We start from the raw sequence: 20,740 nt of genomic DNA on the forward strand, positions 1-20,740 counted from the left end.
GTTCTGGGACTCGCTCTCGGTGGTTTCACGCACCAGGGAGGAGGTCACCAGGGAGCCGTGCATGGCGGAGAACAGGGAGCCACCGAAGACACCCGCCACACCCAGCATGTGGAAGGGGTGCATCAGGATGTTGTGCTCGGCCTGGAACACCAGCATGAAGTTGAAGGTGCCGCTGATGCCGAGGGGCATGCCGTCGGAGAAGGAGCCCTGGCCCAGGGGATAGATCAGGAACACCGCGAAGGCCGCCGAGAGGGGGGCCGAGTAGGCGACGCAGATCCAGGGGCGCATGCCGAGCCGGTAGGAGAGCTCCCACTGGCGGCCCATGTAGGCGGAGATGCCGATCAGAAAGTGGAAGACCACCAGCTGGTAGGGGCCGCCGTTGTACAGCCACTCGTCGAGGCTGGCGGCTTCCCAGATCGGGTAGAAGTGCAGACCGATGGCGTTGCTGGAGGGAACAACGGCGCCGGAGATGATGTTGTTGCCGTACATCAGGGAGCCGGCGACCGGCTCACGGATGCCGTCGATGTCGACGGCGGGGGCCGCGATGAAGGCGACGACGTAGCAGATGGTGGCGGCCAGCAGGCACGGGATCATCAGCACACCGAACCAACCGACGTAGATGCGGTTGTTGGTGGAGGTGACCCAGGCGCAGAAGCTTTCCCAGCTTTCCGAGCGGCCGCTGCGAATGGCAGTGGTCATGGAAGTAAGACGGTAGGAAGACGCAGTGATACCTCCACAAGGGAGGTGCCTTCACACTAAGAAATCTCCCGGGATCCCGAACCTGAGCGCAACGATCCTTCAGGCAATCGGGTCTATACGCAATGAATATTCATGAAGGGACTTCATGAAAACACTTCATGAATACAACGTCACACCGCGGGCGGCAGTGAGGGTGCGGCCAGTGATGACGGGGATGGTGCGGTCAGCTGCTGGCCGATCCAGGTCCGAGCCTGCTGCAGGAAGCTGGACCAGTCGAGCTTCTCCGCCTCGGCCGCCCGCGCCACCAGCAGGGGGGCTTCCCGCTTGATCCGCTCGAGATCCGGAGCCTCGACGCCGACGGAAAGGGCCAGCACATCGGCCATGGCATGGCTCACCACCCGGGTCAGGTAGGCCGCGCTAAGGGCCTGGACCGCCCCGCCCACGAGCCAGGTGGCGCCGTGGAGACGGGCGGCGGCGATCAGGGCCTGGCTGCTCCACTCCACCACCCCCAGCAGCAGGGAGGCCTTGCCCAGTTCCACCGCGGCGGCCTTGAGCTGTTCGGTGCTCCAGGGGCAGCCCCAGAGACGGGCCATCTCCTGCAGCATCAGGCCGTTGGCCGCCGCCAGCACCAGCAGATCGAGGGAGGGCAGGGGCGCGGCGAACACGCCGGCCGCCACGATCCACTGGGTGCGCTGCTGCAGCTGGACCAGCCGTTGCCGTCGCAGCCGTTCCAGATCGGCCTGCCAGAGCCGGTGCAGGGCCTCGATGCGCCGCAGGGGCGTGGCCCGGCGCAGGGACGCTCCCTCGGCCACCAGCCAGCGGGCCAGGGGCTGCAGGCTGGCGGTCAGGGCTTCGGGGCAGCCGTCCCACGGCAGCAGCCGGTCGGCGGCGGCGCCGGGCCACTGGGAGGCCAGTTCGGCCGTCAGGTCGGCCGGATCGCAGGGGGCCTCCGGTTGCACCAGCAGCCACAGGGGCTGGCCCGGAGGCACCGCTTCCAGCCAGCGCAGATCGGCGGCCCGCAGGGGGGTCACCAGGTGGAACAGCACCACATCGGCGGCGGCGAACCCCTCCGGCCACTGGCGCTCCCGGCTCACGGCCGGCAGGGGCTCACCCCACCGCAGGCTCAGGGCCAGCCGGCCGCGCAGGGCCTGCTGCAGCTGGGGAGCCCAGGAGGCGTCGGGAGCGACGGAGCCCACCAGGGCGAGCTGGAGACCGCTCCGGGCCCCCTCCTCCCGCAGGGCGGCAAGGCCGGCGCGGCGCCGGATCTGGCCTTCGCCCGGCGCGCCCTCGGCCGGCTCCCCCTCCAGATGCTCGAACTGGAGCAGCAGCGCCTCGCAGCGCTGGACCCAGGCATCGAAGCTGGCGGGCAAACGGGGCGGCGCCAGGCTGGCGGGCCGCCGGCCCAGCCACCACCAGCCCGCCGCCACCCCGGCGATCCCCACCAGACCCAGTCCTTCGCCCGGCAACGCCCGCAGCAGCAGTTCGCCCCCGATCACCCCCCCGGCCAGCAGCAGGGCCTGCCTGCGCCAGCCGGCGGGCAGCAGGGAGGCCAGGGCGGCGGGGCGCAGGGGGTCCGGGGGCGTCACGGGCGGGTACCGGCGGCGATGCCTCTCTAGCTCAGAAGTGACGGGGCTCACACCCCCGCGTCCACCTCCCTTAAGACACCGTCCCTGCAGATCCCTCCTTGACCCAGCATGATTCAGACTGTCGTCCGGGTCCCCTCCGTGCCGTCTTCCGATGCCCGTTACGGCAAGGCTGTGACGTCCGGCCCGGCTGCGACGCTGGAGGGCCTGTTCCTGCTGGACCCCCACCTCGAGGAGCTGCGCCGCGCCCTGGAGGAACTGGAGGGCAGCGACCACTGGCACGGCGGCCTGCCGGTGCTGCTGCTGGAGCGCTGCTGGCTGCGCCTGAGCCGGGTCCCGGTGGAACACCTGGCCAGCCGCCTGCCGCCGGACTGCAGCCAGGAGGCCCCCGAGCTGCGGCGCTACCGGGAGCTGGTGGCCGCCGGTCGCCCGGCCTGGGAAGCCGAGCGACTCTGCTGGGAGGACTTCGGGGCGGAGGCCTGCCGGGAGGCGCTGCGGAAGTTCTGGGCTGCCCAGGAGCGGGGCACCCAGGGCTGGACCCTCGAGACCTACCTGGACCTGCTCCAGCAGTACCGGCTGCGCTTCGCCGCCGCCGGGCCCCGGCCCGTGCCGCTGCTGGTGCTGGCCCGGCGGGACGGCAGCGCACGCCGGGGCAGGCACCGGCTGCTGTGGCTGGGTCCTGACGTCGCCGCCGGCCGGACGTCGATGCGCGACACTTGCCCCTGATTGCGGGCTGCGGCCATGGCGGACGACACCAACACCCCTCTTCCCGTGGGCTCCGGCCGCGGGGATGCCCCCGAGCGGGGCGGCCGTTCGGGGCCGAACCGGGAGCCCGGCGGCTTCCGCATCCGCCTCAGCGACAACGAGATGCAGGCCGCCCGCGCCCTGCAGGAGGCCTTCGGCCTGCGCTCCACCGTCGCGGTGCTGGGTTTTGCCCTTCGCACCCTCGCCGACCAGCTGGAGAAGGGGCAGCTCGAGGCCCTGGTGGCCGAGCACCGGGCCCAGGCGGGCTCCCGCGCCCCCGCTCCCCGGGGGGGTGAGCCCCGCCGGGGCGGTGGCGATGGCCAGCCCCGCCAGGTGGGCCGTGGCGGCCACGGCGGTGCCCGGATCGACCCCTTCGCCCGGCCCAGCCGGCCCGCGGCCCCGGTTGCGGTGATCGAAGCCGAAGCCCCGGCTGAAGCGCCGGAGGCCGAGGCTGAAGCCCAGGAGCCCGTTGATTCCGCCGAGACCGCGGAGGCCGCCCCTGATCCGGCCGAGGGGGCGACGGCCTCCGCCGACACCGAGGGCGACGCCACTCCGGAAGCGTGAGCGACACCAGCGCCAGGGCGGCGCGGCCCCGGGTGCTGTCCGGCGTGCAGCCCACCGGGGCCCTGCACCTGGGCAACTGGCTGGGGGCGATCCGCAACTGGGTGGCCCTGCAGGACAGCCACGAGACCTTCTTCTGCGTGGTCGATCTGCACGCGATCACGGTGCCCCACGATCCAAAGCGCCTGGCGGAGGACACCCTCACCACGGCGGCCCTCTACCTGGCCTGTGGCATCGACCCGCAGCGCTCGACGGTGTTCGTGCAGAGCCACGTCAGCGAGCACAGCGAGCTCTGCTGGCTGCTCAACTGCGTCACGCCGCTCAACTGGCTGGAGCGGATGATCCAGTTCAAGGAGAAGGCGCTCAAGCAGGGCGACAACGTCTCCACCGGCCTGCTCGATTACCCGGTCCTGATGGCCGCGGACATCCTTCTCTATGACGCCGATCGGGTGCCGGTGGGGGAAGACCAGAAGCAGCACCTGGAGCTGGCCCGCGACATCGCCCAGCAGCGCATCAACGCCCGCTACGCCCCGGATCCTGAGCACCCCGTCCTCAAGGTGCCCGAGCCCCTGATCCTGAAGGAGGGGGCCCGGGTGATGAGCCTCACCGACGGCAGCAGCAAGATGAGCAAGAGCGACCCCAACGAGGGCTCCCGCATCACCCTGCTGGACCCGCCCGAGCTCATCACCCGCAAGATCAAGCGGGCCAAGACCGACCCGGTCATGGGCCTGGAGTTCGGCAACCCGGAGCGGCCGGAGGCCGACAACCTGCTCAGCCTCTACGCCCTGCTCTCCGGCGTGGGCCGCGAGCGGGCGGCGGCGGACTGCGCCGCCATGGGCTGGGGGGCCTTCAAGCCCCTGCTGGCGGATGCCGCGGTGGAGGCCCTGCGGCCCCTGCAGCAGCGCTATGCGGAGCTGCGCAGCGACCCTGGCCACCTCGAGTCGGTGCTCAGGGACGGGCGGGAGCGGGCTTCGGGCGTGGCCGCTGCCACCCTGCAGCGGGTCCGCAGCGCCCTCGGTTTCCTGGCCCAGGATTGAACCGGGGCGCCGTTCTGGTTGCAAGGGGGCCGGGAAAAGCGTGAATCAATCGTTATGTATTGATCACGACAGCTGATCGTTCGCTGTGGGTGTACTGGAGTCAGTCGGTGGCCCGGTGGAGACGGTCAGCGGCCGGCTGTTTGCCGCGCCTCCCGGCTGCCGACTGAATTTTTCCTGAAAGTTCGCCCTTCGGGCGGGGTCCGCAAGCACATCGGGCCCCGGTCTGTCCAGTACGGGCGACGGGGTGTCGCGTCCAGGGCCCGGGCCTGAGCAGGGTCATGGATCCCTGACGACCGCTTGCCCTTGCGTCGCCCCCTCCCGTCGCCGCCGAAGCCGCTCCAGCGTGGCCCCCTCACCCTGGTGCTGCTCCTGATGCTGCCGATGGTGCAACGCCCGGCCGCCCCCGTCCCCCCACAGGTGGTCCGTCCCGCCCCCCAGCCCGCCGTCCGGCCGGTGGTGGCGAGCGCCCCGGGCCCCTACGGGATCACCCCCGAGCGGCGGGCCCTGCTCAACACGATCCGCTACGCCGAGGGCACCTGGCTGGGCGGCAGCGACGACGGCTACCGGGTGCTCTTCGGCGGCGACCGCTTCGGCGACCTCAGCCGTCACCCCGACATCGTCGTGCGACGCGGCTATGCCAGTGCCGCCGCCGGTGCCTACCAGTTCCTGCCCACCACCTGGGATCGGGCGGCTGAACGCCTTGGACTCCGGGACTTCGGCCCCGCCAGCCAGGACCAGGCCGCCCTGCATCTGATCCAGCAGCGCGGCGCCCTGCGGAGCTTCGACCGCCAGGGCCTGACGCCCGAGGTGCTGGCACGGCTGGCACCGGAATGGGCCTCCCTGCCGAATCTGGCGGGCGACAGCCACTACGGCCAGCCGGTGAAGTGCCGCACCGAGCTGCAACGCTTCTACGACCGGGAACTGGAGCGGCAGCGGAGCCTCACCAGCGCCTGATCGGCCTCACGGTTCCCGGTAGACCACCCGGCCCCGTTCGTCGTTGCCCACGTCCAGCAGGTGGCTGAGCAGCAGCCGCTCGATCTCGGCGCTGACCACACTGCTGTTGGCCTGGGGGGGCAGCTGGAGCTCCAGCAGGGCGTCGTTGAGGGTGAAGCCGCCCTTGCCGGTGCGGCGGGCGAGCTGGAGCAGCTGGCGTTCGATCGGCGGGTAGGACGCCGTCTCGCGGCCCGCCAGGGCCTCCTCCAGCAACAGCGACTGGTTGGCCTGGCGCACCATGTCGGGCAGCAGCACCAGATCCAGCAGCTGGCCGATGCCGCAGAGCCCGAAGGTGAGCAGCCAGAGGGTGCCGCTCAGGGGTTTGCGGTTGTAGAAGCGCGGCAGGCCACACAGCCCCACCAGGCAGGTGCACCACAGCAGGTAACTGAGGGCGACGCTGCGCCGTTCGGCCGCCCGGTTCAGCCCCGATCCCTCCGGGACAACGGGAGCTGGCCGCTGCACTGCGCTCTGGACGGGTCCTGGCGTGGGTCGGGCGGCCATCACAGTGCTCAGCCCCTCCAACTTAGGGCCGATCGACGGTCGCACCGGCCCCCGGTACCGACCCCCGGTACCGGCCATGGCCGGGGGGCCATCGGTGGGCCTGGATACCATGCCTTCAACAGGTTGCCTCCATGACGTCCGCGCCCCCTTCACCGGTGCCACCGGCCTCCAGCCCCGCCGCCTCCAGTGGTGTCGCCACCGACGCTGCCGCCATCGTGCTGCCGAAGACGAGCGAAAGCCCCCAGCTGCTGCGCATCCGCCATTCGATGAGCCACGTGCTCGCCATGGCGGTGCAGAAGCTTTTCCCAGGGGCCCAGGTCACCATCGGTCCCTGGACCGAGAGCGGCTTCTACTACGACTTCGACAACCCGGACCCCTTCACCGAGGCCGATCTCAAGGCGATCCAGAAGGAGATGGGCAAGATCATTGCCCGCAAGTTGCCCCTGGAGCGCATCGAAGTGAGCCGCGAGGAGGCGGAGCGGCGGATCCGGGCCCAGAACGAGCCCTACAAGCTGGAGATCCTGGAGGGGCTCCGCGAGCCGATCACCCTCTACACCCTGGGCGACCAGTGGTGGGACCTCTGCGCCGGTCCCCATGTGACCAACACCAGCGAGCTCAACCCCAAGGCCTTCGCCCTCGAAAGCGTGGCCGGGGCCTACTGGCGGGGTGATGAGAAGCGCGCCCAGCTGCAGCGCATCTACGGCACCGCCTGGGAAACGCCCGAGCAGCTGGCGGAGCACAAGCGGCGCAAGGAGGAGGCCCTGCGCCGTGACCACCGCCGGCTGGGCACCGACCTGGACCTGTTCTCGATCGAGGAGGAGGCCGGCGCCGGCCTGGTGTTCTGGCACCCCCGCGGTGCCCGCATGCGGCTGCTGATCGAGGACTTCTGGCGCGCGGCCCACTTCGAGGACGGCTACGAGCTCCTCTACACCCCCCACGTGGCCGACCTGAGCCTCTGGAAGACCTCGGGCCACCTCGACTTCTACAGCGAGAGCATGTTCGGGCCGATGGCGGTGGACGAGCGGCAGTACCAGCTCAAGCCGATGAACTGCCCGTTCCACGTGCTCACCTTCGCCAGCCGGCTGCGCTCCTACCGGGAGCTGCCGATCCGCTGGGCCGAACTGGGCACCGTGTATCGCTACGAGCGGCCCGGGGTGATGCACGGGCTGATGCGGGTGCGCGGCTTCACCCAGGACGACGCCCACGTGTTCTGCCTGCCGGAGCAGATCTCCGATGAGATCCTGCGGGTGCTCAACCTCACCGAGCGCATCCTCTCCACCTTCGATTTCCGCAGTTACGAGATCCATCTCTCCACCCGCCCCGAGAAGTCGATCGGCGAGGACGCGGTGTGGGAGCTGGCCACCGCCGGCCTGGTGGAGGCCCTGGACCGCAAGGGCTGGGCCTACAAGGTGGACGAGGGGGGCGGCGCCTTCTACGGGCCGAAAATCGACCTCAAGATCGAGGATGCGATCGGCCGGCTGTGGCAGTGCTCCACGATCCAGCTCGATTTCAACCTGCCGGAACGCTTCGATCTGAACTACGTGGCCGCCGACGGCAGCCGCTGCCGGCCGATCATGATCCACCGCGCCATCTTCGGCTCCCTGGAGCGCTTCTTCGGCGTGATGGTGGAGAACTACGCCGGCGATTTCCCCTTCTGGCTCGCCCCCGAGCAGGTGCGGCTGCTGCCCGTCACCGATGAGGCCCTCCCCTGGGCCGAGGAGCTCCGGGGCCTGCTGGCTGCCGCGGGCATCCGCGCCGGCATCGACCACAGCGGGGATCGGCTCGGCAAGCTGATCCGCAACGGCGAGCAGATGAAGATCCCGGTGCTGGGGGTGATCGGTGCCCGGGAGGCCGAAACCCGCACGGTGAGCCTGCGCAGCCGCCGCCAGGGGGATCTGGGCAGCGTGGCCGCCGACGCCCTGGTGGCCGCCGCCGCCACGGCCAACGCTGGCCGGCTGGCCACCCTGGCCCTGGCATGAGCCTCCTGCTGGCGGGCGACATCGGCGGCACCAAGACCCTGCTCAGCCTCTGGCGGCCAGGTGGGGAGCGGCCCGAGCTGGTGCTGGAGGAGCGGTTCGCCTCGGCGGACTGGCAGGACCTGGCCCCGATGGTGCGCCACTTCCTGGCCGTCGCCGGGCCGGTGGCCGGCGGTGTTCCGGCCGCCGCCTGCTTCGCGGTGGCCGGTCCGGTGGAGGGGGGCCGGGCCCAGCTCACCAATCTTCCCTGGGTGCTCGACACCGCCGGCCTGGCCCGCAGCTGCGGCCTGCCGCTGGTGGAGCTGGTCAACGATTTCGCCGTGCTGATCTACGGCCTGCCCCATCTCGATGCGGCCCAGACGGCTCCGGTGCGGCAGGGCCAGCGGGATCCGCAGGCGCCGTTGCTGGTGCTGGGGGCCGGCACCGGTCTGGGGGTGGCCATGGGCCTGCCCACCGCCGCGGGCCTGCGGGCCATCCCCAGCGAAGCGGCCCACGGGGAGTTCGCCCCCCGTTCTGCGGCGGAATGGGACCTCAAGCAGTGGCTCAGGGCCGATCTGGCCCTGGAGCGGATCTCGATCGAGCGGGTGGTGAGCGGCACCGGTCTGGGGCACGTGGCCCGCTGGCTGCTCGACCGGCACCACCCCGGCGGCGACCACCCCCTCAGCGGCCCTGCCCGGCTCTGGAGCGAGGCCGGCGATGGCCCGGACCGGGCCGACCTGCCGGCGGCGGTGGCCCTCGCCGCCGCCGCCGGGGATCCCCTGGCGGCTGGGGCCCTGGAGCTCTGGCTGGGTGCCTATGGCAGCGTCTGCGGGGATCTGGCCCTGGCCTGCCTGAGCCGCGGCGGACTCTGGCTGGCGGGGGGCACGGCCGCCAAGCTGCTGGACGGCTTGCGCTCGGAAGCCTTCCTGGGCCCGTTTCTGAACAAGGGCCGGTTGCGCTCCACCCTGGAGCCGATGCCCATCACCGCCGTGGTGGATCCCGGGGTCGGCACCTTCAGCGCCGCCTGCCGGGCCCGGATGCTGCTGGGCTGAGTCGGCTGCAACACTGAGCCCAACGACAGGTCATTTATGGTCCGGCCCCAGATCGGCCAGGGGGTGGTGGTGGCGGTACCCGCCACCACTGCCAACATCGGCCCGGGTTTCGATTGCCTCGGCGCCGCCCTGGATCTCGGCAACCGCTTCGAGCTGCGGGTGATCGAGGGGGGCGGTGAGCGGTTCGAGCTGATCATTGAGGGTCCCGAGGGGGCCCACCTGCGCGGTGGTCCCGACAACCTCGTCTACCGCTCGGCCCAGCGGGTCTGGCGCGAGGTGGGGGTGGAGGCGGTGGCCCTGGAGGCGCGGGTGCAGCTGGCGGTGCCCCCCGCCCGGGGTCTGGGCAGCAGCGCCACCGCCATCGTGGCGGGCCTGATCGGCGCCAATGCCCTGGTGGGGGAGCCCCTCAGCCGCGAGAAGCTGCTGGAGCTGGCCATCGACATCGAGGGCCATCCCGACAACGTGGTTCCCTCCCTGCTCGGCGGGCTGTGCCTGACGGCGCGGGCCGCCTCCCACCGCTGGCGGGTGGTGCGCTGCGAGTGGAACCCGGCCGTGAAGGCCGTGGTGGCCATCCCCACCATCCGGCTGAGCACGAGCGAGGCGCGCCGCGCCATGCCGCGCAGCATCCCGATCAGCGATGCCGTGATGAACCTGGGGGCCCTCACCCTGCTGCTCCAGGGGCTGCGCACGGGCAACGGCGATCTGATCGCCGATGGCATGCACGACCGCATCCACGAGCCCTACCGCTGGGGACTGATCCAGGGGGGAAGGGCGGTGCGGGAGGCGGCCATGGAGGCCGGGGCCTGGGGCTGCGTGATCAGCGGCGCCGGGCCAAGTCTGCTGGCCCTGGCCCCCGAGGAGCGGGCGGCGGCGGTGGGGGAGGCCATGACCCACGCCTGGCTGGGGGAAGGGGTGAGCAGCCACAGCGCCGTGCTTGGACTCCAGGAGGGCGGCAGCACCTGGGCCACCCTGCCGGAGGGGAGCCACCCACAAGCCGTTCTCGGTGAGTAGAACTACCCAGTTGATAGGCTCTGCCGCCCGGGGACATCGTCCCGACGCGGCAGCGTCTGCCGTCATACTTCCTGCCTGGAGCACCCCACAGTGATGGACGCCAGCCTGCCCCTTTCGCTCGCGTCCTCTTCCTTACCTTCCGGACTCACCGAGGCGGGTTTTCCCTGGCTCAGTCTGATCGTGCTGCTGCCCGCCACCGCCGCCCTGGTGATGCCCCTGCTGCCCGGTGACGGCAGCGATCCCCGCCTTCCCCGCACCCTGGCCCTGGGGGTGCTCGGCGTGGATCTGGCCCTGATTCTCTGGGTCTTCGCCCGCCATTACGACGCCAGCCTCGGCGGCCTGCAGCTGGTGGAGCGCGTGGCCTGGGTGCCGGCCCTCGGCCTGGAATGGTCCCTCGCCGCCGATGGTCTCTCCGCCCCCCTGGTGGTGCTCAGCGGCCTGGTCACCCTGCTCTCAGTGGCGGCCAGCTGGAACATCCGCCTCAAGACCCGCCTCTACTTCGCCCTGCTGCTGGTGCAGGCCACGGCCCAGAGCCTGGTGTTCCTCTCCCAGGACTTCCTGCTGTTCTTCCTGGCCTGGGAACTGGAGCTGGTGCCCGTCTACCTGCTGATCGCCATCTGGGGCGGCAAGCAGCGCCAGTATGCCGCCACCAAGTTCATCCTCTACACTGCCACCGCCTCCCTGCTGATCCTGATCAGCGGTCTGGCCCTCGCCCTCTCCGGCGACACCTTCACCCTCAACCTCAGCGAACTGGCGGCCCGCTCCCCCGGCGGCACCTTCGGCCTGCTCTGTTACCTGGGCTTCCTGGTCGGTTTCGGGGTCAAGCTGCCGATGTTCCCGCTGCACACCTGGCTCCCCGATGCCCATGGGGAGGCCAATGCGCCGGTGTCGATGCTGCTGGCGGGGGTGCTGCTCAAGATGGGGGGCTACGCCCTGCTGCGTTTCAACGTCCAGATGCTGCCGGAGGTGCACCTGCGGCTCGCCCCGGCCCTGATCGTTCTGGGGATCATCAACATCATCTACGGGGCCCTCAACGCCTTCGCCCAGGACAACGTCAAGCGCCGCATCGCCTGCAGTTCCGTCAGCCACATGGGCTTCGTGCTGCTGGGCATCGGCGCCGTCGATGCCCTGGGGATGAGCGGTGCCATGCTGCAGATGATCAGCCACGGGCTGATCGCCGCGGCGATGTTCTTCGTCACCGGCGTCTTCTACGAGCGCACCGAGACCCTCTCGATCCCCAACATGGGCGGTCTGGCCAAGGTGCTGCCGATCACCTTCGCCTTCTTCCTGGCCAGCTCGATGGCCTCCCTGGCCCTGCCTGGGATGAGCGGCTTCATCAGCGAGATCACCGTGTTCCTCGGTGTCACTTCCTACGACGGCTTCACGGTCGGCTTCCGGGTGATCACGATCGTGCTGGCCGCCATCGGCCTGGTGCTCACCCCGGTCTATCTGCTCTCCCTCTGCCGCCGGGTGTTCTTCGGTCCAAGGATCCCGGCCCTGGCGGTGGTGGGTGACATGAAGCCCCGGGAGCTGCTGATCGGCCTCACCCTGCTGGTGCCCACCCTGGTGATCGGCTTCTGGCCGCGGGTGGCGATCGACCTCTACGAGGCCAGCACCAACGGTCTGGCCGCCGAACTGGCCAGCACCGGGGCGGTGGCCATGGGACGGATGGCCGCCCTGGGCTGACCCGCCGTCCGGCGCCCGGGTGGGCTGAAATGGGGTCTCCCACCGAAGCGGCAGCCCGGCGATGACCACCACCCTCCAGAGCCCCCCCGCCCTGCTGGCCGGCGAGGGTCTGCCCCGCTTCGAGGCCATCACCCCCGACCAGGTGGTGGCCCACATCCCGGCGCTGCTGGGCACGCTCCAGGCGGAGCTCGATCGGCTGGAGGCGGATCTGGCGGCGGCGGCGGGGGCGGGCCGCACCCTGGCCTGGGCCGAGGTGATGGATCCCCTGCACCGGCTGGGGGAGCGGCTGCGCTGGAGCTGGGGGGTGGTCAGCCACCTAAACGGTGTCTGCAACAGCCCGGAACTGCGGGAGGCCCATGCCAGCCAGCAGGCCGCGGTGGTGGCCTTCGGCAACCGGGCCGGCCAGAGCCGGGTGCTGTTCGAGGCGCTGCGCAGCCTCCAGGCCCAGGGCGGACTCGATCCCACCCAGGAGCGGATCCTGACGGCGGAGATCCGCGACATGGAGCTGCGGGGCGTGGGCCTGGAGGGCGAGGCCCAGGAGGCCTTCAACGCCGCCAGTCAGGAGCTGGCGGAGCTGGCCACCGCGTTCGGCAACCGGGTGCTGGATGCCACCAACGCCTGGACCCTGCGGCTCAGCGATCCGGCCGAGGTGGAGGGGTTGCCCGAGAGCCTCAAGGAGCAGCTGGCCCAGGCCGCCCGTGACGCCGGTGACGGCGAGGCCACAGCTAGCGAGGGACCCTGGCTGCTGGGGCTCGACATGCCCCGCTTCGGCCCGTTCCTGAAGTACAGCCGTCGCCGCGACCTGCGGGAGATCGCCTACAAGGCCCACGTGAGCCGGGCTTCAGGGAAGACCGACGGCAACTGGCCGGCGATCGAGCGGATCCTCACCCTGCGGCGGGAGCAGGCCCAGCGCCTGGGCTACGGCTCCTGGGCCGAGGTGAGCCTGGCCGCGAAGATGGCCGGTTCGGTGGCGGAGGTGGAGGCCCTGCTGGAGGACCTGCGCACCGCCGCCTATCCGGTGGCCCTCCAGGAACTGGAGGCGTTGCGCGCCTGTGCGGCCCGCGAGGGGGCAGCCGAAGCGGAGGACCTCAAGCCCTGGGATGTCAGTTTCTGGGCAGAGGTGCGGCGCCAGGAGGCCTTCGATCTCGACAGCGAGGCCCTGCGCCCCTGGTTCCCCCTGCCCCGGGTGCTCGATGGGCTGTTCGGCCTCTGTGACCGCCTGTTCGGCATCCGCATCCACCCCGCCGATGGCGAGGCGCCCGTCTGGCATCCGGACGTGCGCTTCTTCCGCGTCGATGACGCCGGCAGCGGCGAGCCCCTGGCGGCCTTCTACCTGGATCCCTACAGCCGGCCGGGCAGCAAGCGCGGCGGCGCCTGGATGGATGAATGCCTGGTGCGCTCGCTGGATGCCTCGGGGCAGCCCGTGCTGCCCGTGGCCTATCTGGTCTGCAACCAGAGCCCGCCGGTGGGGGACACCCCCAGCCTGATGACCTTCGAGGAGGTGGAGACCCTCTTCCACGAGTTCGGCCATGGCCTCCAGCACATGCTCACCACGGTGGAGCGTCCCCAGGCGGCCGGCATCAACAATGTCGAGTGGGATGCGGTGGAACTGCCCAGCCAGTTCATGGAGAACTGGTGCTACGACCACGCCACCCTGATGGGGATGGCCCGCCACTGGCAGAGCGGCGAACCGCTGCCGGAGGCGGAGTTCGCCAAGCTCCAGGCCGCCCGCACCTTCATGGGCGGGGCCGCCACCCTGCGCCAGGTGCACTTCGCCCTCACCGACCTGCGGCTCCACAGCCAGTGGACGCCGGAGTGCGGCCGGACCCCGGAGCAGCTGCGCCGGGAGATTGCCGTCACCACCACGGTGCTGGAGCCGATCGAGGAGGACGCCTTCCTCTGCTCCTTTGGCCACATCTTCGCCGGCGGCTATTCCGCCGGCTACTACTCCTACAAGTGGGCCGAGGTGCTCAGCGCCGATGCCTTCAGCGCCTTCGAGGAGGTGGGCCTGGAGAACGAGGCGGCGATCCAGGCCACCGGTCGCCGCTTCCGCGAGACGGTGCTCAGCCTCGGCGGCAGCCGCCACCCCGGCGAGGTGTTCGAGACCTTCCGGGGTAGGCCCCCCAGCCCGGAGGCCCTGATCCGGCACTCGGGGCTGGTGGCGGCAGGGGGCTGATCGCCTCGTCCCAGGGGAACGTGTAGCAGCCGTTGGCCGGATCCCTGCCACAGAGGCGCGGCAGCCCTGGTTGAAGATCACCCACGGATCTCTCTAGGCCCGGCTGGGGCGCTGGGCCGGGCATCAGGGACGAATCATGTGAAAATGGTTGTCATTCTGCGTTCTCCCGCCATCCCCCGTCACGGCCTGCCTTACCCGCTCGGGCTCCTGTCTGCGCTGACGCGGTTCGCCCGCGACCGCCATGGCTGAGCTGGTGGTCGCCGGGTCCGGTCCCCAGGCCCTCACCCTCTGCTGCCTGCTGCTGCAGAAGCGGCCCCAGTGGCGCCGGCGGCTGCGGGTGCTCGACCCCAGTGGCACCTGGCTGGAGCGTTGGAACACCCAGATGCGCCGCTACGAGATTCCCTGGCTGCGCTCCCCTTCCCCCCACCATCCCCATCCCAATCCCCACGCCCTGCGCCGTTTCGCCCAGGAGCGCCAGCGCGGGGCCGAGCTTGAGGGTCCCTACGGCCTTCCCCACACGGAGCTGTTCGCCGATTTCTGCCGCAGCGTCGTGGCCGACTTCCAGCTGGCCGAGCGGGTGCAGGCCGTGGCGGTCGAGCGGATCCGGCTCGCTCCTGCCGGGAGCGACGCCCTGGAGCTGGATCTGAGCGACGGTTCGGTTCTGGCCCCCCGGCGGCTGGTCATCGCCACAGGGGCCGAGGCGCCGCTGCTGCCGGACTGGGTCCGGGCCATCGAGGGCCCCTACCCGGCGGAGTCCCTGCAGCACAGCCAGAGCCTCGACCTCGGCGCCTGCCGGGGTCTGGCGGGGCAGCATCTGGTGATTGTCGGCGGCGGCCTGACCAGCGCCCATCTGGCCCTGGGGGCCATCCGGCGGGGCGCCCGGGTCAGCCTGTTCTGCCGGCGGACGCTGCGCCGCAGGCCCTTCGATGCCGACCCGGGCTGGCTGGGTCCCCGCTATCTCAAGGACTTCCGGGCGGAACCCTGCTGGCACCGCCGCCGTCAGCAGGTTCTGGCGGCCCGCGACGGCGGCTCGATCACCCCCGAGCTGGCCTGCCGGTTGCAGCAGGCGCAGGCCGCCGGAGCGCTGCAGCTGAACGAGGGCTGCCAGATCGCCTCGGCCCGCTGGCGTCAGGGCCAGTGGCAACTGCACTGCCGCGATGGCAGCCAGCACCGGGCCGACCGCCTCTGGCTGGCCACCGGCCACAGCCTGGGGGTGAGCCACCACCCGTTGCTGCGCCAGCTGCAACAACAGCGTCCCCTGGCGCTGGTCGAGGACTGGCCCGTGCTCAGCGGCGACCTGCGCTGGCCCGGTACCCGGGTGCACGTCATGGGGGGACTCTCCGCGCTGCAGCTGGGACCCGCGGCCCGCAACCTGTTCGGGGGGCGGGAAGCGGCGCACCGCATCTGCCGCGCCGCCCTCAAGTCCTGAACAGGCCGTACCCCGGCCCCCCCTTGCAGGGGAACCGAGGCAGAGAGCCGTGGACGGCCGGGGTCCTAGTTGGCGCAGGCTTGCGACAGGGAGTGGATGGTCTGGACCTGGCCGGGGGCCAGGGCGAAGGTCAGGTCACCGGCGGAGCTGGGCACGGTGATCCGCATCGCCATGCCGTCGGCGGGGATCGGATCGAGGCAGCCGGCGTCGTACTGGGAGGAGCCCACCGGGATGGCCCCGTTGGCGGCGCCCAGAAGCTCCTTGCTGCGGTTATCGAGGCTCCAGGCCCGCTGGCCGCCGTCGCTCATCACCATGGGACGGACGTGATCCAGCTTCAGCCCGGCCGTTTCCGCGTTCAGCCGCAGCCGCAGACCGGAGGGTGCGTTGATGTCGGAGCGCTCGAACAGGACGGCCCCCAGCTGGTGCCCCGAGCCGTCATCCAGATACCAGTTGCCCGTGTCATCGGCAAGGGCGGAGGCTGGGTTGAAGACGGGGGCGAGAAATAGAAGCCCGGCAGCCACGATCCATGCCGTTCCGATACTGAAAAAGCGATGCAGATGCCGACGTAAACTCTGCACCGTGACGATAAAGTATGTCTTCAATGTCCTGTCCTTCTCGTTTGAACCTCTTCAACCTAAGTCCCTGAAATGATCCGAAGAATGCGGAAATCATCCCCTGACATCTCCCGCATAACCGTTACCTTTTTCTTCCATTATTTCTTGACTCTTTTCCATCCCTTTCCAGTCCCTCCTTTCCCCGCCTCCATGGAGCGGCCGCCCCCGACCGTTCCTGCCCCGGGCGGCAGCCCTCCTGCCAGGGCCAGGGCCACAGCCAGAGCCAGAGGCAGGGGCAGGTCGCCCGGGAGACGTCCCTTGCCGCTCCCGCCTTCAGGCCCGGGCCCTCGATAGCCTGAGCTCCGGTTGATCCGCTCCCGGTGACGCCTGCGCCCCTTGCCGGAACGACCTGATGGGAGCCCAGAGGATCCTGGTGCTCGGCGGTGGCTTTGCCGGGCTCTGGAGTGCCCTGGCCGCCGCCCGCCAGCTCGATCAGCTCGGCCTTGGCCCCGACGCCGTTGAAGTGCTGCTCGTCAACCGCGACGCCTTCCACGCCATCCGCGTGCGCAACTACGAGCCCGATCTGGCGCCCCTGAGGGTGCCCCTGCAGACGGTGCTCGCGCCCGCTGGCGTCCGCTGGCTGGTGGGCGAGGTCGGCGTCATCGATCCGGCGGGCCGGACGGTGACCGTGCACACTCCGGCCGGCCCGCAGGCGCTGGCCTACGACCGGCTGGTCTTCGCCCTCGGCAGCGAGCTGCGGCGGCCCCAGGTCCCCGGCCTGGCCACCCATGGCTTCGATGTCGACACCTATGGCGGTGCCTTCCGGCTGGCGGGGCACCTGGAGGCCCTGGCGGAGCACTCCGACGGCCCCGGACGCTTCACGGCCGTGGTGGTGGGGGCGGGTCTGACGGGGATCGAGACCGCCTGCGAGCTGCCGGCCCGGCTGCGGGCGGCCCAGGAGCGTGCAGCTCTGGCCGGACCGGTGCGGGTGGTGCTGGTGGACCACAACCCCCGGGTGGGCTCGGACATGGGGGATGGGGCGCGGCCCGTGATCGAGGAGGCCCTGGTGGCCCTGGGGGTGGAGTGCCGCCTCGGTGTGCGGGTGGTTTCCCTGGACGGCAGGGGGATCCGCTTCGATTCCGGCGAGGTCATCGCCACCCAGACGGTGGTCTGGTGTGCCGGCATGCGCGCCAGTCCGCTGGCCGCCGGCTGCGGGGTGCCCACCGATGCCCTTGGCCGCCTGCCGGTCGATGCCGGCCTGCGGGTCGAGGGGCTGGACGGTGTGTTCGCCGCCGGCGACAGTGCCCGCCTCGCCCTGGAGGACGGCCACACCACGGTCATGTCCTGCCAGCACAGCCGTCCCATGGGCCGGTTCGCCGGCCACAACGCGGTCTGCGATCTGCTGGGCCTGCCGCTGCTGCCGCTGCGGATCGACTGGTACACCACCATCCTCGATCTGGGCCCCTGGGGGGCCCTCTACACCGAAGGCTGGGAGCGCCGGGTCGTCGCCACCGGGGAGAGCGCCAAGCGCACCAAGCGGCTCATCAATGGGGAGCGGATCATTCCCCCCGTCAACGGCGACCGTGCCGCGATCCTGGCCGCCGCGGCGCCGGTGGTCCAGGCGGCGCCACCGCTCCAACCCTCGCGGCCCCTGCCATGACCAACCCGTCCCGTGGGGCCCCGGCCGGGGTCCCCCTGCGCCGCCTCCTCGTCCTCGCCCTGCTCCTGGCCGGGGTGGGCCTGTTCTTCGGCCAGGGCTGGCAGCACCGGCTGGATCTCGCCGCGCTGCAGGCCTCCCGCGAGCAGCTGCTGGCCTGGCGGCAGGCGGCTCCGCTGGCCAGCGCAGCCGCCTTCGTGGCCGTCTACGTGCTGGTGACGGGGCTGTCCCTGCCCGGCGCCACCGTGCTCACCCTGGCGGGGGGGGCCATCTTCGGCCTGCTCCAGGGCACGGTGCTGGTGTCGATCGGCTCCACCCTGGGGGCCACGGCGGCCTGCCTGCTGGCCCGCACCCTGCTGCGGGAGCCGGTGCGGCGCCGGTTCGGCCAGCGCCTGGGGCCGATCGAGGAGGGCGTCCGCCGCGACGGCACCGCCTACCTGCTCAGCCTGCGGCTGGTGCCGGTGGTTCCCTTTGTGCTCGTGAATCTGCTGATGGGCCTCACCCCCATGCCCCTGCTGCCCTTTGCGCTCGTCTCCCAGCTGGGCATGCTGCCGGCCACCCTCGTGTACGTGAATGCGGGCACCCAGCTGGGCCAGCTCACCAGCCTGGGCGGCCTCCTCTCGCCGGCCCTGCTGGCCTCCTTCGCCCTGCTGGGACTGCTGCCCTGGGTCGTGAAGCTGCTGCTGGGCCGCTGGCGTCTCTGGCGCCTGTACCGCCCCTGGCCCCGCCCCCGCCACTTCGACCGCAACCTGATCGTGATCGGTGCCGGGGCGGCGGGCCTGGTCACCGCCTACATCGCCGCCACCGTGCGGGCCAAGGTGACCCTGGTGGAGCGGGACCGCATGGGCGGGGACTGCCTCAACACCGGCTGCGTGCCCAGCAAGGCCCTCATCAGCACGGCCCGCCTCGCCGCCCGCCTGCGCCACGCCGACCGCTACGGCCTGACCCCCCAGGAGCCCCGGGTGGAGCTGCACCGGGTGCTGGAGCGGGTGCGCCAGAAGGTGGCGGCCGTCGCCCCCCACGACAGCGTCGAGCGTTACACCGCCCTCGGGGTGGACGTGCACCTCGGCCAGGCTCGCCTGATCAGCCCCTGGGCGGTGGCGATCACCGCCGCCGATGGCAGCGAGACCGTGCTCACGGCCCGCGCCATCGTGCTGGCCACCGGCGCCGCGCCGGTGATCCCTGCTCTGCCCGGCATCGACACGGTGCGGGTGCTCACGAGCGAGACCCTCTGGGATGCCCTGGCCGAGCATCCCTCCCCGAGGCCGAGCCTGGTGGTGCTGGGCGGCGGCCCGGTGGGCTGCGAACTGGCCCAGGCCCTGGCCCAGCTGGGCCTGCCGGTGACCCTGCTGCAGCGCAACGACCGCCTGCTGCCCCGGGAGGATCCCGAGGTGGGGGCGCTGCTGCGCGAGGTGCTCGAGCGCGACGGCGTGCGGGTCCACACCGGTTGCCGGGTGGAGCGGGTGGGGCCCGCCGCCTCCGGTGGCGTGCAGGTGCAGCTGGCGGTGGGCGACGCCTCCCTGCTGCTCGAGGCGGACGAGCTGCTCTGCGCCGTGGGGCGCCAGGCCCGGCTGGAGGGCCACGGCCTTGAGGCCCTGGGCATCCCCACCGGCCGCACCATCGACACCGACGCCTATCTCCAGACCCTCTACCCCAACATCCATGCCGCCGGCGACGCCGCCGGCCCCTGGCAGTTCACCCACACGGCGGCCCATCAGGCCTGGTACGCGGCGGTGAACGGGCTGTTCGATCCGGTGCGCTTCGCCGTCGACGGCCGCGTCATCCCGCGCACCACCTTCACCGACCCGGAGGTGGCCCGGGTGGGGCTGAGCGAAGACGAGGCCACCGCCCGGGGCGTGGCCTTCGAGGTCACCCGATTCCCCCTGGCCGAGCTGGATCGGGCCATCGTCGAATCGGCCGAGACCGGCTTCGTGAAAGTGCTCACGGTGCCCGGCCGGGACCGGATCCTGGGGGTGACGATCGTGGCCGAGCAGGCCGGGGAGCTGCTGGCCGAATTCGTGCTGGCGATGCGCTGGAACCTGGGCCTGGGCAAGGTTCTGGGCACGATGCACGCCTATCCCACCCTGGCCGAAGCCAACAAGTACGTCGCCGGAAGCTGGAAGAAGGCCCATGCCCCCCAGCGCACCCTGGCCCTACTGGAGCGCTTCCACACCTGGCGCCGGGGCGGCTGACAGGAACGGGTCGGGGTTGTGCAGGGCCACGCTCACCGCCACGGCACTGGCCAGCAGCAGCCACAGCAGCCGCAGGCCGATCAGGCCGGCGGCGGGGCGATCCAGGCTGGCCGCCGCCGCCACGCTCACCACCGCCACCAGCAGGCCCGCCACCGTGTCCGCGGCCGCCAGCACCGGGCTGTGCAGCCAGAAGAACAACGTGGTGAACACGGCGAACAGCAGCCAGCCCACCCCTTCTGAGATCAGCACCAGCTCCCGGCGCCGGCCTGCCGCATCCACATCGAGCTGTCCGGCAGGATTTTCCACATCCAGGTTGGCCACCCGCGCCAGGGCCACCAGGGAGGTGATGTTCAGCACCAGCCACAGGGGCGCGAACAGCCAGTCGGGCGGGGCGTAGGGGGGCAGGCGGAAGCTGGTGTAGAAGGCGGCGTCACCCAGCACGCCCGCCGGCCAGAAGCTGACGGCATTGGCGGCCACCAGGATCACGGCACCATGCCACCAGCGGAAGCGCGGTGCCGGGGCCGTGGCGCTCACGCCTGGGAGTGGAGCCCGATGGTGTTGCCCTCGGTGTCGAGCACCAGGCTCATGAAGCCGTAGGCGCCGAGTGACATCTTCGGCTTGATCACCGTGCCGCCGGCGCCCGCCACCCGGCTCTCTTCCACGGCGCAGTCGTCGCAGTGGAAATAGATCAAGGTGCCACCACCACCGCCCGGGGCCATGCCCTCCATCTTGGCCAGGGCGCCACCAGCCCCCACCTGATCGTTCTGCATCGGGAAGGCGAAATACTCCATGCCCGCATCGGGCAGGGGCTCCAGCGTCAGCTGGAACACGGCCTCGTAGAAGGCCCGGGCCCGGGCCATGTCGTCGACGTAGAGCTCGAACCAGATGACGGGGTTGACGGCCATGGCTG

Annotated in this window: 18 protein-coding genes; 12 read left to right on the plus strand and 6 right to left on the minus strand. The window is 71.2% G+C overall.

All coding sequences use genetic code 11. The features are described 5' to 3' along the window. A partial coding sequence (locus KUG38_RS09595; RefSeq protein ID WP_216920922.1) for a photosynthetic reaction center family protein occupies positions 1-699 on the minus strand: 699 nt, incomplete at its 3' end. Between the two features lie 170 nt (positions 700-869). Then, complete coding sequence (locus KUG38_RS09600) at positions 870-2,285, minus strand: DUF697 domain-containing protein (protein ID WP_353617766.1); 1,416 nt, start codon at positions 2,283-2,285, stop codon at positions 870-872. Between the two features lie 138 nt (positions 2,286-2,423). Here KUG38_RS09600 and KUG38_RS09605 point away from each other — a divergent pair, with 138 nt between their 5' ends. The 4 genes from KUG38_RS09605 to KUG38_RS09620 all read left to right on the plus strand — a co-directional run bounded on the left by KUG38_RS09605 (position 2,424) and on the right by KUG38_RS09620 (position 5,578). Continuing rightward, positions 2,424-3,008: a hypothetical protein gene (locus tag KUG38_RS09605; RefSeq protein ID WP_353617767.1), complete on the plus strand. Its 585-nt coding sequence runs from the start codon at positions 2,424-2,426 to the stop codon at positions 3,006-3,008. A gap of 15 nt (positions 3,009-3,023) precedes the next feature. Then, positions 3,024-3,590: a DUF8668 family protein gene (locus tag KUG38_RS09610; RefSeq protein ID WP_216920926.1), complete on the plus strand. Its 567-nt coding sequence runs from the start codon at positions 3,024-3,026 to the stop codon at positions 3,588-3,590. Further along, a complete protein-coding gene (gene trpS / locus KUG38_RS09615; protein ID WP_216920928.1) occupies positions 3,587-4,624 on the plus strand; it encodes a tryptophan--tRNA ligase in 1,038 nt (345 codons plus the stop codon). Before KUG38_RS09610 ends, trpS begins: the two co-directional genes overlap by 4 nt. A 303-nt stretch (positions 4,625-4,927) precedes the next feature. Next, the gene (locus tag KUG38_RS09620) at positions 4,928-5,578 is read left to right on the plus strand and encodes a glycoside hydrolase family 24 protein (RefSeq protein WP_216920930.1); all 651 of its coding nucleotides are present in this window, start codon (positions 4,928-4,930) and stop codon (positions 5,576-5,578) included. Positions 5,579-5,584: 6 nt separating this feature from the next. Here KUG38_RS09620 and KUG38_RS09625 read toward each other — a convergent pair whose 3' ends face one another. Further along, positions 5,585-6,118, minus strand: a complete 534-nt coding sequence (locus tag KUG38_RS09625) for a TM2 domain-containing protein (protein WP_286195863.1) — start codon at positions 6,116-6,118, stop codon at positions 5,585-5,587. Between the two features lie 131 nt (positions 6,119-6,249). Here KUG38_RS09625 and thrS point away from each other — a divergent pair, with 131 nt between their 5' ends. The 6 genes from thrS to KUG38_RS09655 all read left to right on the plus strand — a co-directional run bounded on the left by thrS (position 6,250) and on the right by KUG38_RS09655 (position 15,427). Then, the gene (gene thrS, locus KUG38_RS09630; RefSeq protein WP_286195864.1) at positions 6,250-8,097 is read left to right on the plus strand and encodes a threonine--tRNA ligase; all 1,848 of its coding nucleotides are present in this window, start codon (positions 6,250-6,252) and stop codon (positions 8,095-8,097) included. After that, on the plus strand, positions 8,094-9,125 hold the full coding sequence (locus KUG38_RS09635; protein ID WP_216920932.1) for a glucokinase: 1,032 nt from the start codon (positions 8,094-8,096) through the stop codon (positions 9,123-9,125). Before thrS ends, KUG38_RS09635 begins: the two co-directional genes overlap by 4 nt. A 36-nt stretch (positions 9,126-9,161) precedes the next feature. After that, positions 9,162-10,136, plus strand: a complete 975-nt coding sequence (gene thrB, locus KUG38_RS09640) for a homoserine kinase (RefSeq protein ID WP_216920933.1) — start codon at positions 9,162-9,164, stop codon at positions 10,134-10,136. A 93-nt stretch (positions 10,137-10,229) separates the two neighbouring features. Beyond that, positions 10,230-11,822, plus strand: coding sequence for an NAD(P)H-quinone oxidoreductase subunit 4 (locus tag KUG38_RS09645; RefSeq protein ID WP_216914449.1), 1,593 nt, complete (start codon positions 10,230-10,232; stop codon positions 11,820-11,822). A gap of 61 nt (positions 11,823-11,883) precedes the next feature. Then, positions 11,884-13,998 (plus strand): M3 family metallopeptidase, encoded by a 2,115-nt coding sequence (locus tag KUG38_RS09650; RefSeq protein ID WP_216920935.1) that lies wholly within the window; start codon positions 11,884-11,886, stop codon positions 13,996-13,998. A 241-nt stretch (positions 13,999-14,239) separates the two neighbouring features. Continuing rightward, positions 14,240-15,427: an FAD/NAD(P)-binding protein gene (locus tag KUG38_RS09655; protein WP_216920937.1), complete on the plus strand. Its 1,188-nt coding sequence runs from the start codon at positions 14,240-14,242 to the stop codon at positions 15,425-15,427. A 65-nt stretch (positions 15,428-15,492) separates the two neighbouring features. Here the strand turns inward: KUG38_RS09655 and KUG38_RS09660 are convergent, their stop codons facing one another. Continuing rightward, the gene (locus tag KUG38_RS09660) at positions 15,493-15,948 is read right to left on the minus strand and encodes a DUF3122 domain-containing protein (protein ID WP_216920939.1); all 456 of its coding nucleotides are present in this window, start codon (positions 15,946-15,948) and stop codon (positions 15,493-15,495) included. Between the two features lie 445 nt (positions 15,949-16,393). Here KUG38_RS09660 and KUG38_RS09665 point away from each other — a divergent pair, with 445 nt between their 5' ends. Further along, complete coding sequence (locus KUG38_RS09665; protein WP_216920941.1) at positions 16,394-17,641, plus strand: NAD(P)/FAD-dependent oxidoreductase; 1,248 nt, start codon at positions 16,394-16,396, stop codon at positions 17,639-17,641. Next, positions 17,638-19,830 carry a dihydrolipoyl dehydrogenase family protein gene (locus KUG38_RS09670; protein WP_216920943.1) on the plus strand — a complete coding sequence of 731 codons (2,193 nt, stop codon included), beginning with the start codon at positions 17,638-17,640 and terminating at the stop codon, positions 19,828-19,830. Before KUG38_RS09665 ends, KUG38_RS09670 begins: the two co-directional genes overlap by 4 nt. Here the strand turns inward: KUG38_RS09670 and KUG38_RS09675 are convergent. Both KUG38_RS09675 and KUG38_RS09680 read right to left on the minus strand, forming a co-directional pair. Then, on the minus strand, positions 19,792-20,364 hold the full coding sequence (locus KUG38_RS09675) for a tryptophan-rich sensory protein (RefSeq protein ID WP_216920944.1): 573 nt from the start codon (positions 20,362-20,364) through the stop codon (positions 19,792-19,794). The genes KUG38_RS09670 and KUG38_RS09675 overlap by 39 nt on opposite strands. Then, on the minus strand, positions 20,361-20,735 hold the full coding sequence (locus KUG38_RS09680) for a VOC family protein (RefSeq protein WP_216920945.1): 375 nt from the start codon (positions 20,733-20,735) through the stop codon (positions 20,361-20,363). Before KUG38_RS09680 ends, KUG38_RS09675 begins: the two co-directional genes overlap by 4 nt. Positions 20,736-20,740 lie beyond the last annotated feature (5 nt).

This window comes from Synechococcus sp. CCAP 1479/9, from assembly GCF_019038535.1.
GTDB lineage: Bacteria > Cyanobacteriota > Cyanobacteriia > PCC-6307 > Cyanobiaceae > Cyanobium.